General features: G+C 45.6%; 6 protein-coding genes. All 6 read right to left on the bottom strand.

What is annotated here, in order from left to right:
* Positions 1-1044 (bottom strand): 2-oxoglutarate synthase subunit alpha (locus A3G19_RS06520; protein WP_294871354.1); only part of this gene is annotated, 1044 nt, incomplete at its 3' end.
* Positions 1044-1373 (bottom strand): 4Fe-4S dicluster domain-containing protein, encoded by a 330-nt coding sequence (locus A3G19_RS06515; RefSeq protein ID WP_015653656.1) that lies wholly within the window; start codon positions 1371-1373, stop codon positions 1044-1046. The genes A3G19_RS06515 and A3G19_RS06520, both read right to left, overlap by 1 nt.
* A gap of 23 nt (positions 1374-1396) precedes the next feature.
* The gene (locus tag A3G19_RS06510; RefSeq protein WP_294871351.1) at positions 1397-1696 is read right to left on the bottom strand and encodes a heavy metal-associated domain-containing protein; all 300 of its coding nucleotides are present in this window, start codon (positions 1694-1696) and stop codon (positions 1397-1399) included.
* Positions 1696-2568, bottom strand: coding sequence for a succinate--CoA ligase subunit alpha (gene sucD / locus A3G19_RS06505; protein ID WP_294871348.1), 873 nt, complete (start codon positions 2566-2568; stop codon positions 1696-1698). The genes A3G19_RS06510 and sucD overlap by 1 nt, the downstream gene beginning before the upstream one ends.
* A gap of 3 nt (positions 2569-2571) precedes the next feature.
* Positions 2572-3741, bottom strand: coding sequence for an ADP-forming succinate--CoA ligase subunit beta (gene sucC, locus A3G19_RS06500; RefSeq protein WP_294871345.1), 1170 nt, complete (start codon positions 3739-3741; stop codon positions 2572-2574).
* A 20-nt stretch (positions 3742-3761) separates the two neighbouring features.
* On the bottom strand, positions 3762-5153 hold the full coding sequence (gene fumC, locus A3G19_RS06495; protein WP_294871342.1) for a class II fumarate hydratase: 1392 nt from the start codon (positions 5151-5153) through the stop codon (positions 3762-3764).
* Positions 5154-5184 lie beyond the last annotated feature (31 nt).

The raw sequence follows: 5184 nt of genomic DNA, 5'->3' as shown, positions 1-5184 counted from the left end.
TTTGAGATATTGACCCATGTTAAGCTCAGTTACAAAGATTTTGTCAAATTTTTGACCGATCTCTTTGAGTTTTTTCGCTGGACTCGGCCACAATACGATTGGTCTGAAAAGACCTGCTTTGATGCCGTCGTTACGAAGTTTCATAACTGCTTCTTTAGCACCGCGAGAGATACTGCCATATGCGATCATACATACTTCGGCATCCTCCATCATAAACTCTTCATAATCGGCTTCATCGTCCAAGCCGTCATTTTCTGCCGCAACGGTATTGATTTTACCGACAAGGCGCTCGATGTTGAATTGGCATTGTGCCGCATCTTCCGTCGGGAAACCGGTTGGACCGTGGTGAAGACCGGTAAAATGGAAACGGTACCCTTCAAACATCGGATTAAGTACTGCCGCTTCGTTCATAGGAACATCGTACGGACGGTAATCTTCCGGTTTTCCATCATATCGTTTACGGGTAACGATTGAAGCTTTTACCTCTTCAAGATCAGGTAGCATTGCTTTACCGTGCATGTGACCTACCGTCTCATCCAAAAGGACGAATACCGGAGACATATATTTTTCAGCCAAGTTAAATCCGCGTACGGTTTGCGTATAACACTCTTCGAGTGAACCTGCACACAATGTGATCGATGCGTAGTCACCGTGAGTCGGGTACTGTGCTTGACCGATATCGGCTTGGGATACACGAGTCGGAAGACCGGTTGATGGACCTCCGCGCATAACGTTTACGATAACGAGAGGAACTTCAGCGATAAATGCCAAACCGATTTGCTCTGCTTTAAGCGAAATCCCCGGACCTGAGGTTGCCGTCATCGATTTGGTACCCGCCATCGAAGCACCGAGCGCAACCGAGATACCTGCGATTTCATCTTCCATTTGGATAAATTTTCCGCCGACAGTCGGTAGAAGATCAGACATCTCATGCATTACTTCCGACGATGGTGTAATCGGATATCCGCCGAAAAACATACAACCTGCATCAAAAGCACCAAGTGCTGATAATTCGTTACCTGTTGAAATTACTTCTCTTGCCATTATTTCACTCCTGCTTGGTCTAGTGACATATACTTATTGGCGATAATAGCCGCTTGACGTACTTTTGCTTCATCAGTAAGTTTTGCAAATTTATAATCTGCTTTATCTGCAACATAAATAGCAAAGTCAGGACATGTGAGTTCACACTCGTTACAGCCGATGCAACTTTCAGGGTGATTGATCGAGATCATAGCGCCCAAGGTTGATGTCGGCTCATAACGCATACCGAGTACACCCGATGGGCATACCGATACACAAATATCACATGCTTTACAGTTATCGGTATTTACCCACACAGGGACATTACCGGGATTGATCGTTTTAAACATCTGTTCTCCTCACAATTTTGAAATTAATCTGATTTTGTATCAGTTGAAAATTTACCTATAGCACACGAGACAAAACTCTTGAGCTTTAGAGTGGCATTATCGATAGTGCCCTCTTCCTCACTTGATAGAGGATAGCCGAGACTTCTTAATATTGCCTTAACTTGTGCTAATTGCGCCTCGTCCGTAATATCGACTGTTACTTTGCGAGGCTCGCACGAGAGATCAACACAGATCTCTTTAAACCCTGCTTCTTTGAGAGACGTTGTAATTGTGTTAGCGCACCCGCCGCAACGAATATTGGCCACCTCAAAGACGGTGTTCATTATTTTTTCATCACTTCAGCAAGTGCTTTACCGATATCAGCAGGTGAAACTACGACTTTTACCCCTGCCGCTTCAAGTGCCGCCATTTTCTCAGCCGCCGTACCGGCACCGCCGGAGATAATCGCCCCAGCATGCCCCATACGTTTACCCGCAGGTGCTGTTTGACCCGCGATAAAAGCAACAACAGGCTTAGTGATATGCTCTTTGATATACGCCGCCGCTTGGATTTCCAAGTCTCCGCCGATCTCACCGATCATAACGATTGCATGCGTTTCCGGATCTGCTTCGAACATAGGAAGGAGTTGTTTGTAGCTCAAACCGATAATCGGATCGCCGCCGATACCAACCGCAGTCGTGATACCAAATCCCTCTTTAACCACTTGGTTCGCTGACTCGTACGTCAATGTCCCTGATTTAGAGATAAGACCGACATTCCCTTTTTTGAAAATGAACCCCGGCATAATCCCGATTTTACACTCTTCGGCGGTAATGATTCCCGGACAGTTCGGCCCGATAGTCATCATGTCTTTTTTAACCGCGTAGGCTTTTGCAAACATCATGTCTTTTACCGGAGCACCTTCAGTAATAATAACTGCAAGGGTGATTCCCGCATCTGCCGCTTCCATAACCGCATCGGAAACGAATGCCGGCGGAACGAAGATCATAGAAACCGTAGCGCCCGTGTGAGCTACCGCTTCGGAAACCGTATTAAAAACCGGTTGACCAAGGTGTTCTTGTCCACCCTTGCCCGGTGTAACACCGCCGACGATTTTAGTGCCGTATGCGATACATTGTTCTGCGTGGAATGTACCCTCTTTACCTGTGAAACCTTGTACGATAACTTTTGTATCTTTATTGACCAAAATAGACATAAATTATTCTCCTTTAGCTGCTGCAACGGCTTTACGCGCACCGTCTGCAAGATCGGTTGCCGCTACGATGTTAGCGATACCGGCATTATTTAAAATTTCAGCCGCTTCGATAGCGTTTGTTCCATCAAGTCGTACAATAACCGGTACATTGACATTGGTGATTTTTGTTGCTTCGATGATACCATTAGCTACACGGTCACAACGTACGATTCCGCCGAAAATGTTAACAAAAATTGCTTTGACATTCGGATCTTTAAGGATGATATCAAACCCTTTGGCAACGGTTTCAGCACTCGCTGAACCGCCGACGTCCAAGAAGTTGGCCGGTTTTCCGCCCTCATAGTTGATCGTATCCATCGTCCCCATAGCAAGTCCCGCACCGTTTACCATACAACCGACATCACCGTCTAGTTTGATGTAACTAAGACCGAATTTACCCGCTTCGATTTCCGTCGGTTCTTCTTCACTCAAGTCACGCATCTCATTTACTTGAGATTGGCGGTACAATGCATTGTTGTCAAAGCCCATTTTTGCATCAAGTGCCAAAAATTTGCCGTCACCCGTTTTGACCAACGGATTGATTTCGATCATCTCAGCATCGTGATCCATGTAAACTTTATAAAGTGCAGACGCAAATTTGATAAAAGTGTTGATCTCTTCGGTCGGAAGACCCAATCCGAATGCCAATTTACGACCATGGAATGATTGAAAACCTGTCAATGGATCGATAGAAACTTTGATAATTTTTTCAGGTGTATTGTGTGCGACCTCTTCAATCGCCATACCCCCCTCAGTCGATGCCATCATGATCGGCATTTCAAGAGCACGATCAAGCAAGAGACCAAGATAGTACTCTTTTTTGATATCGGCACCCTCTTCGATATACACTTTTTGAACAAGTTTACCTTCCGGCCCTGTTTGGTGTGTTACGAGCTGCATCCCTAGGATTTGAGCTGCCATTTCGCGTACTTCAGACGTTGACTTGGCAAGCTTAACACCGCCCCCTAAACCACGTCCGCCGGCGTGGATTTGAGCTTTAACAACCCAGATGTTTCCGCCGAGTTCTTGAGCCGCTTTAACCGCCTCATCGGGTGTAAATGCAATGTGTCCGCGTAATGTCGGCACATTGTACTTTTTGAATAATTCTTTTGCTTGATATTCGTGAATATTCATCCATTCCTCCTATTATAAGTTTACGCTATCGGTCTTGTCATCTCTTCAGGGATGACATATTTATCGAACTCTTCGGCACTGAGTAGACCGAGTTTAATGGCGGTCTCTTTCAGTGTAGAGTTCTCTTTGTGGGCTGTTTTAGCAATTTTTGCCGCATTTTCATACCCGATGTAAGGGTTCAATGCCGTAACAAGCATCAATGAGTTATTCAAGTACGCATCGATTTGATCACGTACCGGCTCGATACCGACCGCACAATTATCGTTGAACGAAACGATCGAATCAGCCAACAAACGTACTGACTGTAAAAAGTTGTACGCAATAACCGGTTTAAATACGTTAAGCTCAAAATTTCCCTGACTTGCCGCGAAACCGATGCACGCATCGTTCCCCATGACTTGACACGCAACCATTGTTACCGCTTCACTTTGAGTCGGGTTTACTTTACCCGGCATTATGGATGAGCCCGGCTCGTTTTCTGGAATGGTGATTTCACCGATTCCGCAACGAGGGCCAGAAGCCAACCAACGTACATCGTTCGCGATTTTCATCATATCGGCAGCAAGCGCTTTAAGTGCGCCGTGTGCGAAAACCAAAGCATCATGGCTGGTCAACGCGTGAAATTTGTTCGGAGCCGTCACAAACTGATGACCGGTAAGCTCGGTCAATTTTGCCGCAACGCGCTCTCCCAATTCAGGATGAGCATTTAATCCCGTACCGACCGCTGTACCGCCAAGTGCGAGTTCACGAACCGATTCGAGAGAATCTTTCGCCATTTTTTCACATTTGTTCAACATCTCTACCCAGCCGCTGATCTCTTGACCGAGTGTCAACGGCGTTGCATCTTGAAGGTGGGTACGTCCGATTTTAACGATATCATTGAACGCTTCGCTTTTTGCGATCAAAGTTTTGCGAAGTAGTTCGATTGCCGGAAGAAGGCGTTTCTCTACCGCAATAACAGATGCTACGTGCAATGCTGTCGGATAGGTGTCGTTCGAGCTTTGTGATTTGTTGACATCATCATTCGGATGAACCAGTTTTTGAGTGCGGAAATCACCGCCCAAAATCTCTGTTGCACGGCTGGCCAACACTTCATTGTTGTTCATATTTGATTGTGTACCTGAACCGGTTTGCCATACCACCAAAGGATAATGAGCATCAAGTTTTCCCAAGAGCATTTCATCGGCCGCTTGAGCAATAGCATCCGCTTTCTCTTTGGTAAGCATTCCAAGATCGCAGTTGACCAAAGCAACCGCTTTTTTCAAATACGAAAATGCGCGTGTAATTTCATACGGCATTTTCTCTTCGCCGATTTGGAAATTTTCTAATGAACGCTGTGTTTGCGCTCCCCAATAGGTGTCATTCGGTACTCGAACTTCACCCATGGTGTCTTTTTCAATTCGAAAACTCATACTTTAGCTCCTTCAAAAAATTTATTGGTAT

The organism is Sulfuricurvum sp. RIFCSPLOWO2_12_FULL_43_24 (assembly GCF_001829605.1).
In the GTDB taxonomy this organism is placed as follows: Bacteria; Campylobacterota; Campylobacteria; order Campylobacterales; family Sulfurimonadaceae; genus Sulfuricurvum.
The sequence above is the reverse complement of the archived record's forward strand: the minus strand, read 5'-3'. Positions and strand labels throughout refer to the sequence as shown.

Excerpts from the sequence above, each read along its gene's own strand:
- A3G19_RS06510 (WP_294871351.1), bottom strand. The coding sequence starts at position 1,696 with ATGAACACCGTCTTTGAGGTGGCCAATATTCGTTGCGGCGGGTGCGCT.
- A3G19_RS06515 (WP_015653656.1), bottom strand. The coding sequence starts at position 1,373 with ATGTTTAAAACGATCAATCCCGGTAATGTCCCTGTGTGGGTAAATACC.
- sucD (WP_294871348.1), bottom strand. The coding sequence starts at position 2,568 with ATGTCTATTTTGGTCAATAAAGATACAAAAGTTATCGTACAAGGTTTC.
- fumC (WP_294871342.1), bottom strand. The coding sequence starts at position 5,153 with ATGAGTTTTCGAATTGAAAAAGACACCATGGGTGAAGTTCGAGTACCG.
- sucC (WP_294871345.1), bottom strand. The coding sequence starts at position 3,741 with ATGAATATTCACGAATATCAAGCAAAAGAATTATTCAAAAAGTACAAT.